At 72.3% G+C, this 16,348-nt stretch carries 8 protein-coding genes; 4 read left to right on the top strand and 4 right to left on the bottom strand.

The annotated features are described in order from the left end of the window. Positions 1-7: 7 nt before the first annotated feature. From J421_RS21000 to J421_RS32195, 3 genes are all read right to left on the bottom strand, one after another. Positions 8-772: an MlaE family ABC transporter permease gene (locus J421_RS21000; protein ID WP_025413144.1), complete on the bottom strand. Its 765-nt coding sequence runs from the start codon at positions 770-772 to the stop codon at positions 8-10. Between the two features lie 330 nt (positions 773-1,102). Then, positions 1,103-2,200: an LptF/LptG family permease gene (locus J421_RS20995; protein ID WP_104022896.1), complete on the bottom strand. Its 1,098-nt coding sequence runs from the start codon at positions 2,198-2,200 to the stop codon at positions 1,103-1,105. Between the two features lie 5 nt (positions 2,201-2,205). Next, positions 2,206-3,996: an LptF/LptG family permease gene (locus tag J421_RS32195; protein WP_025413142.1), complete on the bottom strand. Its 1,791-nt coding sequence runs from the start codon at positions 3,994-3,996 to the stop codon at positions 2,206-2,208. A 335-nt stretch (positions 3,997-4,331) separates the two neighbouring features. Here J421_RS32195 and sov point away from each other — a divergent pair, with 335 nt between their 5' ends. Then, on the top strand, positions 4,332-10,556 hold the full coding sequence (gene sov / locus J421_RS20975) for a T9SS outer membrane translocon Sov/SprA (protein ID WP_025413141.1): 6,225 nt from the start codon (positions 4,332-4,334) through the stop codon (positions 10,554-10,556). A 231-nt stretch (positions 10,557-10,787) separates the two neighbouring features. Here sov and J421_RS20970 read toward each other — a convergent pair whose 3' ends face one another. Continuing rightward, positions 10,788-12,614: a hypothetical protein gene (locus J421_RS20970; RefSeq protein WP_025413140.1), complete on the bottom strand. Its 1,827-nt coding sequence runs from the start codon at positions 12,612-12,614 to the stop codon at positions 10,788-10,790. 136 nt (positions 12,615-12,750) lie between these two features. On the opposite strand from J421_RS20970, the gene J421_RS33700 reads away from it, so the two are divergent. From J421_RS33700 to J421_RS20955, 3 genes are all read left to right on the top strand, one after another. After that, complete coding sequence (locus J421_RS33700; RefSeq protein ID WP_025413139.1) at positions 12,751-13,251, top strand: ComEA family DNA-binding protein; 501 nt, start codon at positions 12,751-12,753, stop codon at positions 13,249-13,251. A 43-nt stretch (positions 13,252-13,294) separates the two neighbouring features. Next, positions 13,295-15,124 (top strand): GspE/PulE family protein, encoded by a 1,830-nt coding sequence (locus J421_RS20960; protein ID WP_025413138.1) that lies wholly within the window; start codon positions 13,295-13,297, stop codon positions 15,122-15,124. Positions 15,125-15,197: 73 nt separating this feature from the next. Then, positions 15,198-16,322 (top strand): type IV pilus twitching motility protein PilT, encoded by a 1,125-nt coding sequence (locus J421_RS20955; protein WP_104022891.1) that lies wholly within the window; start codon positions 15,198-15,200, stop codon positions 16,320-16,322. The last annotated feature ends 26 nt before the right edge of the window (positions 16,323-16,348 follow it).

The raw sequence follows: 16,348 nt of genomic DNA, 5'->3' as shown, positions 1-16,348 counted from the left end.
ATCGCCGTCACGATCTCACGTATTGGGCCAGCCCGGCGGCGATGATCGCGTCGAGCACGAGGATCGCCATCGACCCCATGACGACGGCGCGCGCCGTCGACCGGCCGACGCCCTCCGCGCCGGCGCCCGTCGTGTAGCCCTCGAACGAGCAGAAGAACGCGACGGCGCCGCCGAAGAAGAACGCCTTGATCAGGCCGTAGATCACCTGGAACGGCGTGAACGACAGCCGCAGCCCGGAGATGTAGTCCTGCGACGTCACCGGCGTGGCGACGAGCAGCACGATCCACGCGATGACGATCGCCGTGAAGTTCGCGAGCACCACGAGCACCGGGAACATCACGAACGCGGCGATGACGCGCGGCACCGCGAGGTACGCGACCGGGTCGTAGGCGAGCGTCTCGAGGGCGTCGATCTGCTCGGTGACGCGCATCGTCCCGATCTCCGCCGTCATGCGCGCGCCGACGCGGCCGCACAGCACGAGCGCCGTGATGAGCGGACCGAGCTCCAGGACGATGCTGCCGCGCACGAGCAGTCCGAGCACCGAGAGCTGCACGCCGGCGAACAGCTGGTAGTACGACTGGAACGCCGTCGCGCCGCCGAGGAACCCCGCGACCACGACGACGAGCGGCACGGAGTCGACGCCGATGCCGCGCATCTGGCGCATCGTCTCGGCGAGCCAGGTGCGCGGCTCGCCGAGGGCGCGGCCGATGTCGCGCGCGAAGTAGCCGCGGACGCCGACGCCGCGGAGAAACCCGCGCGCGCCGCGAGTCATCCGGCGCGAGAGCGGGAACGAGTAGCCCCGGCGGGGCTCTTGGAGCGTCGGGTGCGCTGAAGTCGTCACGAGGCGGAATCTAGAACTGCCCGTCGCAAGGACGATACCCTCGGAAGAGGGTGACCGGCGCCATGCACGGCGCGGGCGATCCCGTGCTGGCAGTGAAGCGCGATGGGACGCGAACGGCGTCTCACACCGCGAAACTGCGCCGTACCGCGCGGTTCAGCGGTGTGAGACGCCACGTGCGGTTCACGGCGCCGCATCGGCAGCGGGGGATCGCCCGCGCCGTGCACGGCGCCGTCTTGCGCCGATCGCGCCGTCGGTTCGCCGTCAGGTTCGCGTCCGCGCGAGGAGGATCAACCCGGTGAATCCGAAGATGGCGCTGGGGATCCAGGCGGCGACTTCGGGAACGACGAGGCCCTTGCCGCCGATGGCGCGGGTGAGCTGGATGAGGACGAGGAAGATGACCGTGGTGCCGAGCGAGAGCCCGACGCCGAACGCCGCGCCGCCGCGCTGGGTGCTCGTGGCCAGGGGGGCGCCGAAGAGCAGGATGATCACGCAGGTCACCGGGATGGTGATCTTCAGCATCCGGCTGACGCGCAGCGCATTCACGTCGGCGCCGGAGCGGGCCTGGGCGGCGATGAAGCGGCCCAGCTCCGCGTAGTCCATGTCCTCCGGCGCCTTCGGCGTCAGCATCAGGTCGCGCGGCCGCTCGCGCATCTGCCGATCGACGAGCGAGTCGAACGCGAACGCGAGATCGAGCGAGTCGGTGGGGAGGACGTGGAACGTCCCCTTGCCGAGCGTCCAGCCGCGGGCGGGCCGCCACTTCGCGTTGCTCGCGGCGATGAGGTGGCTCGGGTAGTCGGGGCCCGTGCCCTTGCGCTCGATCTCGACGACGATCATGGAGCCCGAGTCGACGACGAGCTGCGCGGCCTTGTACACGCGCCCGTTCTCGCCCGCGTACGCGAACCGCGTGCGCACGTTGCCCTCGGAGGAGCGCGTCTCCTTGATGAGCGCGAGGCGTCGCGCGTTGAGGCGCGGCGCGATCTCGCCGATCGCGAGGCCGATGAGCATCGCGAACGACGCACCGACGAAGATCGGCGCGATGAAGCGGTAGAAGCTGATGCCGCTCGCCTTCGCCGCGGTGATCTCGGAGTGGCGCGTGACGGCGCCGATCGTGAACACCGTCGCGAACAGCACCGCCGCCGGCAGCACGTTGAACATCGTGTCCGGCAGCCAGTACACGTAGCTCAGCACGAGATCCCCCTTCGGGATGTTCCGGCTGAGATACTTGTTCAGGTTGTCCACGAGATCGATGATGAACACGAGGATCGGGAAGCCGATCGCCGTGACGACGAAGATCTTCGTGAACTCGGAGAGCACGTAGCGGTCGAGCGCGTGGCCGACGCGGAACCGGGTGCGGGCCATCGGCGTCAGGCGCGCGCCGGGGAGGACGACGACGACGCGGCCGCGCGCCGGCGGCGGCGCATGCGGAAGCGCACCGCGTCGAGCCACTCGCCGATGCCGCCGCCGCGGTTGGAGCCGCCGATGCGGCCCATGCGCAGCACGAGCGGCAGCGCGACGAGCGTGAACAGCACGTTCGCCGCCCACATCGCGATCCACGGCGGGAGCATGCCGCGCGACGCGAGCTCCTCGCCGGCGATGAGGAACGAGTAGTACGCGGCGAACACGAACAGGCTCACGCCGATGACGAGTCCGACGCCGCCGCGCGGGAAGCGCAGCGCGACCGGGGCGCCGAGCAGCACGAAGACGATGCACGCGACGGCGAGCGCGAACTTCTTGTGGATCTCCACGTCGTAGTTGTTCATGCTGCCGAGCGTCTCGCCGAGTCGGAGGCGGGCGAGCGCGAGCGACGACATGGCGAGCGGCGACGGGCCGGCGCCGCTCGGCGGCGGCGGGACGGTCGACGGCGGGACGGTCGCCGGCGGGACGGTCGCCGGCGGGACGGTGGAGGGCGGGATCGCCGCGTTAGGCGCGGGGACGATCGGCGTCGCCGTCGGGACCGGCAGCGGCGGGGGCTGCGTCATCGGTGGCACGGGCGTCTGCGCCGGCGTCGCGGGCGCCGGCGTGACGGCCGTGTCGCGCCGCGTCGTGTCGCGTCGCGTGGTGTCGCGGCGCGTGGTGTCGCGGCGGGTCGTGTCCGGCTTCAGCGTGTCCGGGCGCGCCGGCTGCGTCGCGGGCGGCTGCGTCGCGGGCGGCTGCGCGGCGGGCGGCTGCTGCGCCTGGAGGCTCCGCACGCCGAGCTGCGCGAGGCTCTGGATCGCCTGGCAGTACAGTCGCCCGATGCCGAGGAACACCTTCCGCTTGGGCAGGCCCTTCGGGTGCGGGCGCTTCAGCGAGTCGGCCTTCGCGATGTCGTAGTCGAGCCGCGCCTGCATGTACTCCGTGCGCGCCCGGATGTACGCGCGCTGGAGCTCGCAGATCGACATCTCGCGGTCGCTCTTGTAGTCGTTCTGTCCGGCCTTCGTCGGGTCGAACGCCTTCACGACGTCGCGCACGCGCACGAGCTGCGTGTCGAAGAACATCCGCTGCAGCTGGTCCGGCTTGCCGTCGTTCAGCTGGTCGATGGAGCCGGTGAACAGCGTGAGCTGCAGATCCTTGCCGTTCGGCATGAGCCCCAGCGCGCCGCTGTCCGCGCGGATGGTGCGCGGCGCGCTCTGGGTCATGTCGTAGATCGTGACCTCCTTCATCGTGTTCCGCGCGGGATCGATGTGCGCGGCGCGCATGAGGAAGCTCTCCGACCCGATCTCGTTCAGCACCTGCTCCTTCAGCACGAACGTCGGCGTGGTGCGCGCGATGTCCTGCTGCAGGGTGCTCAGCGTGTGGTTCGCGCGCGAGAGCACCTGGTCGTTGAACAGCACCATCCCCACCGCGACCACCGTCGCCGCCCAGAGCACGGGGCCGAGCAGACGGCCCATCGACACGCCGCTCGCCTTGAACGCGGTGATCTCGTTCTCCGACGCGAGCCGGCTGAACGCGTACAGCACCGACACGAGCACCGCCATCGGCAGCGTCATGGCGATGGTGAACGGCACCGACAGATAGAAGAACTTCGCGATCACCGTCCACGGCAGACCGCGCCCCACGAGGTCGCCGAACTTGCGCGCGATGTAGTTCAGCAGCAGCAGCGACGTGAGCGCGCCCAACGCGAACGTGAGCGGGCCGAGATGTTCCCGGAGGACGTACTTCGACGTGATCTTCACGACACGGGTCAGGGTTGTTGCGCCTGGTGAGCCCGGTAAATTCCACCGCGCCGCCCGCCCGACACAAGCCGTGCGAGCCTTCGCGGGTGCGTACCGCACGAGATCGACCGGATAGTACCCAAGCTTCGCCCTTTGGTGCGTTTGCCGCTCCGACCGCTGTTCGGCCTGCTGGCGACCGTCGCGATCGCCGGGTCGACGGCCGGGGCGCAGGTGCGTCCGGGCCAGCCCCCGGCGCCGACGCCCCCGCACCGACCGCGCCGCCGGCGTCTCCGGCCCCGAACGATTCCGCCCGCCGGGCCGGCGCGTCGCCCGCCGCTCCCGCGGTCCGCCCACCGGTGGACACGACCGGACGCCGCCGCGCCGTGGGCGATTCGGTGCCGCTGCCGCCCCCCGCCGGCTCCCCGCCGACGCCCCCCGCGACCCAGCCGCGCCCCGCCGCGGGCGACACGACGCAGCGTCCCCCCGTCCGCGACACGACGGTGCGCGTGGCGCCGCGCGACACCGCCGGCCGCGACACGCTGCCGCGTCTCCGCCGCGACTCCACGCCGAACCCGTTCGGCGACATCGACCTCCGCTTCCAGGGACGCCTGGAGACGAAGCTGCTCCAGACGCGCAACGACCGCTGCGCGCGCGGCGTCGCGGCGCTCGCGTTCACCTGCCGCGCGTCGTGGGTGAACGACCTCGCGGGGCAGTTCAGCATGAAGGCGACGGGCCCGATCGCCGACGTCGTCCACGTGGACGTGGACTACGACAGCCAGCGCGAGTTCGAGGCGTCGAACACGCTGTCGCTCTCGTACACGGCGCGCCGCGCGGACGCGAAGCTCGGCCGGCTGGAGCTCGGCAACGTCTCGTTCGCGCCGCCGCCGTCGCGCTTCATCACGGCGGGGATCCCGAGCAACAACGTGGGCCTGCAGGCGATGGGGCAGCTCGGCACGATGCGGTGGCGCGCGATCGCGGCGCAGCAGCGCGGCGACGTCGTGCGCGACCGCGTCTTCACCGTCGGCGGCGGGCGCGCGTCGCAGCAGATGGAGCGCACGATCGAGGACTGGCAGATCGAGCCGCGGCGCTTCTTCTGGACGATCGACCCGCGGCTGCTGCCGGGCTACCCGGGCGTCGACGTGCTCGATCGCGCGGGGCTCGCGCGGCTCGCGCGCGCGCTCCCCGACACGCTGCGGCCGGCGCGGCTCGTGGTGTACCGCCAGCTCATCGGCGCGGCGTACCAGAACCCGCGGGGGCCGCGGCTGCTCGTGCGCGGCGCGAAGAACCGCGTGCGGCAGACGTACGAGGTGCTGCGCGAGGGGATCGACTACTACGCGGATCCGTCGCTGCTGTGGATCGCGCTCGTGCGGCCGTTAGGCCTCAGCAACGAGCGGCTCGCCGTCGCATACGAAGTGAACCTCGGCGGCCGGCGCGTACGATACGTGAACACCGGCGGCACGCCCGACCTCGAGCTGACGACGGAGGACCAGTTCGCGAACCTGGTGTGGGAGCCGGAGCTCGCGCCGGGCGACAGCGCGTTCGCGCGCGAGATGCGCAACGTGTACCGCGTGGGCGGCGAGGACTTGCGGCGCGAGACGCTGAACGTGCGCCTCGTCGCCGGCATCGGCGACCAGGAGAAGCCGCAGGATCCGTCGTCGGGCGCGACGTACCTGCAGCTGTTCGGGCTCGCCGAGCGCACGAACCCGTCGACGTTCGACGTCGCGAACCGGCTGTGGCCGCGCCCGCAGGACCCGAACGTCGGCGTCGGCGGGGGGACGCTCGGCGGGCGGCTGCTGCGCGACCAGTTCGTCGTGTTCCCGTCGCAGCAGCCGTTCGCGCGCGCGGGCGGCGTGCGCAACACGGCGAACCCGTCGAACGACACGCTGTACACGTTCCCGAGCGAGTTCCTGTACTCGGCGCAGCGGCCGCGCGCGATCTACCGGCTGCGGCTGCGGTACGAGTCGGAGGGGGCGACGGAGGCGGCGACGATCGCGTTAGGCTCGCTGCAGCTCCGCCCCGGCTCCGAGCGGCTCACGGCACTCGGCCGCACGCTCGTCCGCGGCGTCGACTACGCGATCGACTACGAGCTCGGCACGGTGACGTTCCTCGACCCGGGCGCGCTGTTCCCGACGCCGACGGACGTGACGGTGCGGTTCGAGGAGAACCCGGTGTTCGTGCAGCAGCCGACGACCGTGTTCGGCGCGGCCGCGGAGTTCCCGACGAGCGCGGGCACGGTGTTCCTCACCGCGATCTCGCAGTCGCGGAAGTCGTCCACGCTGACGCGTCCCACGCTGGGCTTCGAGGCGACCGGCTCCACGGTGGCGGGGATCGGCGCCGACCTGTCGTGGGACGCGCCGCCGCTCGCGCGGCTCGCCGCGCGGCTGACCGGATGGAGCCGCCGCCGCGCGCCCGGCGACACGAGCCCGATGCCCGGCGCGCGCATCTCCTTCCACGGCGAGCTCGCGGCGAGCAAGCCGCACGCGCGGAGCACGCAGCAGGCGTTCCTGGAGACGTTCGAGGGCGGGGAAGGGTTCCCGCTCCCGGTGGACGAGGCGAGCTGGTACTACTCGAGCCGCCCGCCGAGCGGCGCGAGCCTCGTGCGCGCGTTAGGCACCCCGCTCACCGTGACGCGCGCGGCGACGATGGCGTGGCAGGGGAACGTGACGCCGCGCGACAGCGCCGGGGCGTTCTCGTACCGCATCACGCAGATCGACCCGGCGATCCAGCTCAGCGGCGGCTCGGGGATCGAGCCGGCGGTGCCGGCGATGTGGCTCACGCTCTATCCGCTGTCGGTCGGCGGCCTTCCATCGTCGAGCGGCACGCCGCCGTTCCGGTGGACGGTGGGGAACGCGCCGTCGGGACGCCGCTGGCGGTCGATCCGCACGGTGATCAACGCCGGCGGCGCGGACCTGTCGCGCGTGGAGGACCTCGAGTTCTACGCGCTCGTGAACGACCCGAGCCGCCCCGAAGGGCGCCGCAATCCGACGCTCGTCTTCGACTTCGGCGAGATCTCGGAGAACTCGGTGGCGTTCCAGCCGGAGACGCTGTTCGTCGCCGGCCGCGACTCGACGTACCGCGGCCGCCGCCTCGCCGGCTTCGACACGCTCGACACCGAGCGCGACTCGCTGTCGCGCGTCTTCAACGCGACGACGAACGACGTCGGCCTGCCCGGCGACCGCGCGCGCAACGTCGTCGTCGTCGACGGCGGCACCGTGCGCCGCGCCGATACGCTCGCCGTCTGCCACGCGGTGATCAACGGCATCCGCGTGCTCGGCGATCCGACGACCGACTGCACGGTGCAGAACGCGCGGCTCGACGAGGAGGACATCGACCAGGACGGCACGCTGAACCTCAGGGACGCGCAGTCGGACCAGGAGCGCATCCGCCGCTTCGTGATCGATCTCGCGGACGCGCGGCTGGTGAGCGCGGGCACGATGCGCGTCACGAACTGCAACGTCGCCTTCCCCGCGGGGCTCGGCACGCTGCTCCCCGGCGCCGCGACGCAGGCCGGAGCCCGCAAGTGCTGGGTGCAGATCCGCGTGCCGTTCCGCGCGCCGACGGATTCGTTAGGCGCGTTCAACGCGCGCCGCGTACGCGCCGCGCGACTCACGGTGGTGTCGGGCGCCGAGGAGTCGGACTCCGCGGCGACGACAGTGGCGCTCGCGCGCCTGCGACTGAGCGGGGCGCCGTGGCTGCGGCGCACCGACCGCGTGGCGACGGGCGTCGGCGGCGACTCCACGGGCACGCCGTCGAGCTTCGTCGTCGCGGGCGTCGTCGGCACGCAGGACTCGACGGCGCGGCTGCCGTACACGCCGCCGCCGGGCACCGCGCAGACGACGGAGACGGTGACGACCGGCACCGAGGCGCAGCGCGTGCCGGTGAACGAGCGCTCGCTGCGGCTCCAGGCGGGCGTGCCGGGCGGCGAGATCGCGCGCTACGAGCGCGCCGAGGCGTATCTGCGCTTTCCGGAAGGCGCGAAGAACGTCATGAGCTACCGCCAGCTCCGCGTGTGGGCACGCGGCCACGGCCACGGCTGGGGTCCGGACGGCGACCTGCAGTTCTTCGTGCGGTTGGGCAGGGACGAGCACAACTTCTACCTGTACCGCACGCCGGTGAACGCGGGGAGCGACGCGAGCGCGTGGCTGCCCGAGGTGCGCGTGGACTTCGAGCGGCTGCACGCGCTGCGCGTGGCGCTGCAGGAGCAGCTGCTTCCCGGTCGACTGAACGCGCCGTCGCGCTTCCCGTGCACCGGCGTGGATTCCGCGCTCGTCGCGCGGTCCGGCCTTCCGCGCGGTCTGCCGGTGCGCCGCGTGGCGGCGTGCGACGGCGGGTACATGGTGTACTCGGTGGACGGCAACGTGACGCCGCCGAACCTCGCCGCGGTGCAGGAGCTGGCGGTGGGCTTCGTGCGCGTGGACGACGCGCGGCGCGGCGCGAGCGCGATCGCGCCGAACGACACGCTGGAGCTGTGGGTGGACGACGTACGCCTCGCCGACGCCGAGGACGCGGCGGGGATGGCGGGCGAGGTGGGCGTGGGCGTGCACTTCGGCGACCTGGCCGACGTGCGCGTGAACTTCACGCGGCGCGACCCGCAGTTCCGGCAGCTCGGCGAGATGCCGACGTTCGTCGCGACGGGCGGGCTCGAGATCGGCGCGTCGGTACGGCTCGACCGGCTGCTCCCATGGTCGCTCGGCCTCGCGCTGCCGCTCACCGTGACGCGCACGTCGATCGGCGCGGCGCCGATGTTCATCGCGGGGACGGATCTGCGCGGCGACGCGCTCACGGATCTGCGCGCGCCGCGCGAGGCGACGACGAGCTGGGCGCTCACCGTGCGGCGCGCGACACCGGCGAAGGGGCCGCTCGCGCCGATCCTCAACAACCTCTCGCTCACGTCGACGTACGTGGCGGGGCAGGTGCGGAGCTCGTACGAGGACGGCGCGCGGCACGCGTTCTCGCTGCGCGCCGACTACGACGTCGCGCCCGGCGAGCGCGTGACGTTGGGCGGCGTGCGGTGGACGCCGACGGCGTTCCGTCTCACGTCGCACCGCGCGCGCACCGGCGACCGGCAGGAGGCGTTCCTCGCGCCGGTGCGGTCGCCGCTCGACTCGGGGCGCGTGGTGACGGGGCTCGACGACGTGTGGGAGCACGGCGCGACGCTCGAGCTGCATCCGCTGCCGTCGCTCACCGCGCGGTGGGACGCGAGCACGCTGCGCGACCTGCGCGACTACGCCACGGCGCCCGGATCACCGGACGACACGCTGCCGCGCGCCGAGCTGACACGCGCCGAGCGCACGCACCTGGGCGGGCTCGATCTCGGGTTCGAGCGGCAGCGCGTGCTCACCGGCGCCCTCTCGTGGACGCCGGCGGTGCGCCCGTGGCTGCGCCCGCGCGCCGACGTCACGACGACGTACACGATGACGCGCGACCCGAACGCGCCGTCGCTCGTCGGCCCGTTCGGCGACATCGCGCCGATCGACGTGGTGCAGCCGACGAACGTCGCGACGCTGCCGCGGCGGGTCGGCGCGACGCAGCAGCTCTCGGCGGCGACGTCCGTCGATCTCGCGCGTGCGCTCTATGGCCCGCGCGCCGGCACCGACTCGGCGTCGCGCGCGCGGGCGCCGTGGCTCGCGCGGCTGTTCGTGCAGCCGGTGAACGTGAGCGCGAGCCGCACGCTCTCGGCGAGCTACGACGCGACGAGCGCGGACCCGGGGCTCGGCGTGCAGCTCGGTCTCGCGGGCATCGGCGGCATGCGCGCGATCGACGGCACGCCGGCGACGCTGGCCGGCGTGGTCGACCAGCTCGACGCGACGCAGACGCTCACGCTGCCGTTCGGCTTCGCGCTCACGAACCACCTCGGCACCGGCGCCACGCGCAGCTGGTGGCGGCGCGCGGCCACGGGCGCGCTGGCCGAGGGGACCGGGGACCGTCGCGTCGTGCCGGACCTCACGCTGCGATGGACGTGGCGGCCGGCGCCGGGCGCGAGCGCGCTCGTGTCGAACGTGTCGGCGACGGCGCGCGTGCTGCGCGACTGGCGCACCGCCGTGGCGCCGGCGGATTCGACGTCGCCCGAGGACGCGCGCGCGATGCTGAGCCAGAGCTGGCCGCTCAGCGCGACGGTGACGTGGGCGGCGTTAGGCGGCCTGACGACGGGCGCCGGCTTCACGCAGACGCGCCGCATCGACGACCTGCCGGGGACGCGGCTGACGAGCCGCGAGCGCGAGGCGAACGCGGAGATCGCGCGCGCGTTCAGGCCGCCGGCGCGGTGGGGGCTGAAGAGCGACATCCGCACGCGGATCGGCTGGCAGGATCGGCACGCGGTGACGGTGGTGAGCGGCGCCGATCCCGCGCCCGGCGAGCCGACGACGATCGACCTGCTCGCGCCCTTCGTGCGCACGACGCAGGCCGACCTCGGTCAGCGGCTGCTCTCGTTCGGGGCGAACAGCGACGTGGCGGACAACGTGACGCTGAGCCTCACGGGATCGCGGACGACGCGGTTCAACCGAAACTTCGGCACGCAGTTCACCGAGACGCTGCTCAGCGCGTCGTTGCAGCTCGGGTTCTTCTCGGGGGCGTTCCACTGAGCGACTGGGGACTCGGGACTCGGGACTCGGGACTCGGGACTCGAGTCGGATGGCCCTCGCTGCGCTCGTGCCTTCATGAAAGCGAGCGCAGCGAGCCCACCGCCCCGAGTCCCGAGTCCCGAGTCCCGAGTCCCGAGTCCCGAGTCCCGAGTCCCGAGTCCCGAGTCCCGAGTCCCGAGTCCCGAGTCCCGAGTCCCGAGTCCCGAGTCCCGAGTCCCGAGTCCCGACTCCCTACGGGTTCGCGATCACGAACGGCACGGAGTACGTCGTGCTCACCGACTGCGTGGTGGACGATCCCGCGGCGTGGTAGAACGCGGTGACGGCGAGCAGGTAGGTGCCGTTGGGCATCAGCGGCTGGCCGGAGCTCGGGTCGCGCGCGGCGGTGTCGAACGCGGGGCTCAGCGCGAGGCTGCCGGTGCGCGCGGCGTCCGGCTGCGAGCGGAAGTCCATGTTCACCTGCAGCGTGCCGAGCGAGATCACGACGCGGTCGACGATGAACGCGCCGACGTCCACGGTGAGGTTCGGCGAGATCGTGCCGGTGACGTTGGACGGGTTCACGGGCCCCGTGTGCACGCCGCCCGAGACGACGTCGACCGACTGCACCGTGATGCTCGGCGCCGACACCACGGTGACCGGCACGGTGACGAAGAAGGCCGGTGCGGCGACCGAGGTGATGGTGATCGCCGCCGCGCCGCTCGAGCGTTTCGGCGTCACAAGCACGCCCTGCGCCGCCGGCTCGATGGTGAGCAGCGTGGGGTCGGTCGTCGTGTAGGTGAGCGCGCGCGACGTCGTGGTCGGCGCGCCGGGGACGAGCACCACGTCGCCGATCACGTTCGCGCTCGACCCGGCGAGGATGGTGACGCTCGGCGCGGTCAGCACGCGCACGCTCTGGATCGGGCTGCGGAGCGTGACGGGCACGGAGCCCGACACCGACTCGGTGCCGCGGCGCACGAGGTAGCCCACGGCCCCGGTGGCGGCGACGGTGCCGCAGTCGTAGGTCAGCGTCGCGCCGGTCGCCGTCTGCACCACGGCCGACGGGTCGAACGCCGGCGTGCCGGTGGAGGTGAGCGTGACCGAGATCGGGCCCGTGCCCCCGACCGCGTTCACGGTCAGCGTGCCGCGGCCGCCGAGCCAGCAGACGGGCGCGTCGATGCTCGCCGAGAGCGCGGCCGAGACGGTGATCGGCACCGCGCCGGTGACCGAGCTCGTGCCGTCCGACACCGTGAAGTCCACCGCCGACGCGCCGGCATCGTCGCAGAGGATCGTCGCCGTCGTGCCGTTAGGCAGCACCCGGACGAGCGCGTTGCGCGCAGCGAAGAACACCGCCGGCGTGCCGACTCCACCCGACACGTTCAGCGTCAGCGTGAGCCGCTCCCCGGTGCGGCACGACAGCGCGGCGGCACTCGGCGTGGCGACGAGCGGCGGCGGCGGGGGCACGGCGACGGTGACGATCGCGGTGGCGCGGGCGATCTGGGTACCGATCGTCGCCGTCGCGGTGAGCACCGAGGCGCCGGCCGAGACGCAGCGGATGGTGGCGGTCTCGCCGGAGACGCCGGCGACGGCGACGGTCTCGCTCGATGACACGAGCGTCACGTTGGGCGCCGGGGGGCCGCCCGTGGCGACCAGCGACACGGTCCGCGTCTCGCCCGCGCGACAGGTGAGCGTCCCCGGCGCGAGCGTGACGGTGAGCGGCGCGACGACGTTGATCGTGACGTTCGCCGTGGCCGAGCGGGAGCCGTCGAGCGCGGTCGCGGTGAGCGTCGCGGTGCCGGGCGCGACGCAGCGCACGCGCGCCTCGGTGCCGCTGCGGGTGACGGAGACGCTCGCTCCCGTGGCCGCGTAGCTCACGCTCGGCGTGCCGGTCGCACCGCTCACCGCGGCGGTGATGGTGAGCGAGTCGCCGACGGTGCACGCGAGCGTCGTCGACGGGAGCGTGACGGCGAGCGGTGGCGGCGGCTCGACGGGCGCGGGGCTGCCGTCGCCGCCGCAGGCCGCGGCGAGGACGAGGGCGAGCGAGAGGGCGGCCAGCGGGCGGCCGGTGGTGGGACGGAGACGCATCGGTCGGGTAGGGGATCGGGAGGGCCGGGACCCCAGTATACGCGTCGGAGGCGCCGAACGCCGTGCGCGTTCGTCCCACCACCGTTGCGTCGCCGCGACACCCTCGCGAGTCGCGGCGCGGCCGCACGTTAGGCGCATGACGAGCGGCGAGCGGAAGGCGCTGCTGTTCCTGGCCGGCGTGGCCGTGCTGGGCGGCGTGGCGCGCGTGGTGGCGTCGCCCGCGCCGGCGCCGACGGCCGCCGAGCGCGGCGCGCTGCGCGACCAGATCGGCGCGGTGGACTCCGCCCGCCGCGCGCCGCCCCACGCGAGTGACCGGCGTCACGCCGCACGACGAAAACGTGTCGTGCGCGACACCACGTCGGTGCCCACGCCGATTCAGTCGCCGCCATCACCTGCCGACACTCCGATCGACGTGGACGTCGCCGACGCGCGCGCGCTCGAAGCGTTGCCCGGCGTGGGCCCCGCGCTCGCGCGACGCATCGTCGCCGACCGCGAGGCACGCGGTGCGTTCGGGTCCCTCGCGGGGCTCGAGCGCGTGCGCGGCGTGGGGCCGGCGCTCGCCCGACGTGTGGCGTCCCACGTGACGTTCTCGGGCGTCTCGCGTCCCTCTGGTGCCGGCGCCGTGCATTCGCCGTGAGACGCGCGGGCGTCGCGTCGCATCCGACTCCCTCAGCTCAGACATGGCCGCACCTCTCGCCCTCGTCGCGGAACGCGAGCGTCTCGGTGAGCTCCTCGTTCGCGAGGGGCTGATCAACCGGGAGCAGCTCGCGCGCGCGCTCGAGGAGCAGCGCACGAGCGGCATGCGGCTCGGCTACTGCTTCGTGAAGCTCGGGCTCCTGCAGGAGACGACGCTCACGAAGATGCTCGCGCGTCAGTACCGCATGCCGGCGGTCGATCTGTCGCGCTTCGAGGTCGATCCGCGCATCCTGAAGCTCGTGCCGTCCGAGCTCGCGTCGCGGCACCTCGTGCTGCCGCTCAAGCGCGAGGGGCGCACGCTCACCGTCGCCATCGCCGACCCGGCGAACGCCGGTGTCCTCGACGACCTCAAGTTCGTCACGCGCTACGACATCTTCCCCGTCGTCGCGGGCGAGTACACGCTGCGGCAGCTCGTCGAGAAGCACTACGAGAACGGCGACGTGCAGATGCAGTCGCTGCTCGCCGAGATCGCGGCCGACGACAGCGACGTCGAGGTCATCGAGAACACCGAGGACGACGGCGCGCCGCTCGCCACCCAGGTGGACGAGGCGCCCGTCGTGCGTCTCGTCAACGCCATCCTGATGGAGGCGGTGAAGCGCGGCGCGAGCGACATCCACGTCGAGTGCTTCGAGCACGAGATCCGCGTGCGCTACCGCGTGGACGGCGCGCTGCAGGAGATCATGAAGCCGCCGATGAAGCTGAAGGCGGCGCTCATCTCGCGCCTCAAGATCATGTCGGCGCTCAACATCGCCGAGCGGCGCGTGCCGCAGGACGGGCGACTGCGCCTCAAGATCGGCAAGAAGGTCATCGACTTCCGCGTCAGCACGCTGCCGACGCTGTTCGGCGAGAAGATCGTGCTCCGTATCCTCGACAAGGGGAACCTCACGCTCGACCTCGAGACGTTCGGCATCGAGGCGCGCGCCGAGCACGAGCTGATGGAGGCGATCTCGAACCCGTACGGCATGGTGCTCGTGACGGGTCCGACGGGCTCCGGTAAGACGACCACGCTCTACTCGTGTCTGTCGAAGATCAACACCGGCGACACGAACATCATGACGGCCGAGGACCCGGTCGAGTACAACCTGTTCGGCATCAACCAGGTGCAGGTGCGGCCCGAGGTGGGGCTCACGTTCGCGTCGGCGCTGAAGGCCTTCCTGCGTCAGGACCCGAACGTCATCATGCTCGGTGAGATCCGTGACCTGGAGACGGGCGGCATCGCGATCAAGGCCGCGCTCACGGGTCACATGGTGCTCTCGACGCTGCACACGAACTCCGCGCCGGAGACGGTGACGCGTCTGCTGGACATGGGGCTGGAGCCGTTCAACGTGGCGAGCGCGCTGAACCTCGTGCTCGCGCAGCGACTCGTGCGCCGCGTGTGCTCGAAGTGCCGCGAGCGCTACGTGCCCGACGCGGCGGAGATCGCGGCGGCGAAGGTGACGCCCGACACGACGCTGCGCGACCTGCGGTTCACGGCCGAGGCGATCGAGGCGGCGAAGGCGAAGGCGGTGAAGGAGGCCGCGCCGCTCATCGCGAACGTCACGGTCGACTCCAAGATCACGGAGCTGGCGTACTTCCGCGGCACGGGCTGCGACGCGTGCGCCGGCACGGGCCTGAAGGGACGGCAGGGCGTGTACGAGGTGATGACGATGACGCCCCGCATCCGCAAGACCATCCTCACCGGCGGCGGCGACGCCGCGCTGCTCCGCGAGACGGCGATCGAGGAGGGGATGTTGACGCTGCGCATGGACGGCTGGCTGAAGGTGCTGCGCGGCATCACGACGATGGAGCAAGTGATTCGCGAGACGAGCGCCTAACGGAATGCTGCGTGGCTGCGTGGCTGCGTAACCCTACGCGCCTACGCAGCCACGCAGCCACGCAGCAAATCCCATGACCGCAACCCTAGCTCCGACTCCCCCCGCGGCCCCGACCGCGCAGGCCCTGAACCTCCGCGCGATGCTGGAGGAGATGGTCACGCGCGGCGCGAGCGACCTGCACCTGACCGCCGGCGAGCGCCCGAAGCTCCGCGTCGACGGCGACATCGTGAACGCGAGCGTCGAGCAGGTGCTGACGCCGCGCGACACGATGGCGCTCGCGTACTCGGTGCTCACCGACAACCAGAAGAAGCGCTTCGAGATGGAGGACGAGCTGGACTTCTCGTTCGGCATCCAGCAGCTCGCGCGCTTCCGCGGCAACGTGTTCAAGCAGCGCGGCTGCGTGTCGGTGGCGATCCGTCAGATCCCGTTCAACATCCGGAAGCTCGACGAGCTGGGGCTGCCGCCGTCGGTGACGCGGATGGCGGAGAAGCCGCGCGGGCTCGTGCTCGTCACCGGCCCGACGGGCTCGGGCAAGTCGACGACGCTCGCTGCGATGATCGACAAGATCAACCGCGAGCGGCGCGGTCACATCATCACGGTGGAGGACCCGATCGAGTTCGTCCACCGCCACCAGAACTGCATCGTCAACCAGCGCGAGGTCGGCACCGACACGAAGTCGTTCCAGGCCGCGCTGAAGTACGCGCTGCGCGAGGATCCGGACGTCATCCTGGTGGGTGAGATGCGCGACCTGGAGACCATCCAGGCCGCGCTCACCATCGCCGAGACGGGTCACCTCGCGTTCGCCACGCTGCACACGAACTCCGCGGCCGAGGCGATCAACCGCATCATCGACGTGTTCCCGAGCCACCAGCAGTCCCAGGTGCGCGCGCAGCTCGCGTTCGTGCTCGAGGGGATCGTGACGCAGACGCTGCTGCCGAAGGCGAGCGGGAAGGGCCGCGCGCTCGCCGCCGAGGTGCTGGTGGTGACGCAGGCGATCCGCGCGCTGATCCGCGACGACAAGGTGCACCAGATCTACTCGCTGATGCAGGGCGGGAAGAAGTTCGGCATGCAGACGCTGAACGATGCGCTGTACCAGCTCTACGTGTCGCGCCAGGTGACGGTGGACGAGTGCCTCCGCGTCTCGGGCGACCCGAACGAGTTCCTGCGCATGACCGGCCAGAACCCGACGGCCGCGTGAGCGTGGAGCGGGGAGCGTGGAGCGTA

Source organism: Gemmatirosa kalamazoonensis, from assembly GCF_000522985.1.
Taxonomy (GTDB): domain Bacteria; phylum Gemmatimonadota; class Gemmatimonadetes; order Gemmatimonadales; family Gemmatimonadaceae; genus Gemmatirosa; species Gemmatirosa kalamazoonensis.
The sequence above is the reverse complement of the archived record's forward strand: the minus strand, read 5'-3'. Positions and strand labels throughout refer to the sequence as shown.